Raw genomic sequence first — 636 nt, 5'->3', positions numbered from 1 at the left:
TGACCAATGGAGAGTAGCGACCGCTGTGGTAATGCAATGTTATATGGAGTATGGCGCTCCTTTGAATTAACAGTCAATCTCTATTAAATATATATAGCTTTCCGTTTCTAGGTTTTATAAATTTTTCTCCCTTGAATCCTCTATTTCTTAATTCTTTTCTTAAATACCACATTAAAGCCCCGTGACTAACGATTAATAAATTGCTGGCTTCATGTTCTACTATATAATCTACATACTTCATAATTCTTTTTATAGTTTCTTGCCTACCCTCTATTTGAGAGGCGTGAGAGAACCACCATGCGACTCTTCCTAAAATCAACCAAATAACATAAGGTAATTTTACTTTCTTTATAAATACTGAATTAATTCTAATTTCCCTCAATTGGTCTGTATAGATTATTTCATTACCATATAATGCTTCTGCAGTTTTCACTGCACGTAATAAATCACTTGAAATACATACATCCCATTCCAGATTATCAATTAACAACAATCCATATTGAATATCCTGCTTATCATAAGCATAGACCCAATCATCAAACTCTATTGAAGTCATCCAAGTCTTCTGCGGTCTTGAATGTATGACCCTAAAATGTCTTACTAGGCCGATAGTTTTCATTCAGCACCTCATAATGA

1 protein-coding gene is annotated in these 636 nt (G+C 33.6%); it reads right to left on the bottom strand.

Annotation, left to right across the window (positions count from 1 at the left end):
- Window positions 1–73: 73 nt before the first annotated feature.
- Window positions 74–619 (bottom strand): histidine phosphatase family protein, encoded by a 546-nt coding sequence (locus AC1TO8_RS23855; protein WP_482058069.1) that lies wholly within the window; start codon window positions 617–619, stop codon window positions 74–76.
- Window positions 620–636: the final 17 nt, after the last annotated feature.

Source organism: Paenibacillus sp. Y859, from assembly GCF_056786405.1.
Note: the sequence above shows the minus strand (reverse complement) of the source record. Positions and strands in the feature narration are given on the sequence as shown.

Bases quoted from the DNA above. Each gene is read 5' to 3' on its own strand.
- AC1TO8_RS23855 (WP_482058069.1), bottom strand. From the start codon at position 619: ATGAAAACTATCGGCCTAGTAAGACATTTTAGGGTCATACATTCAAGA.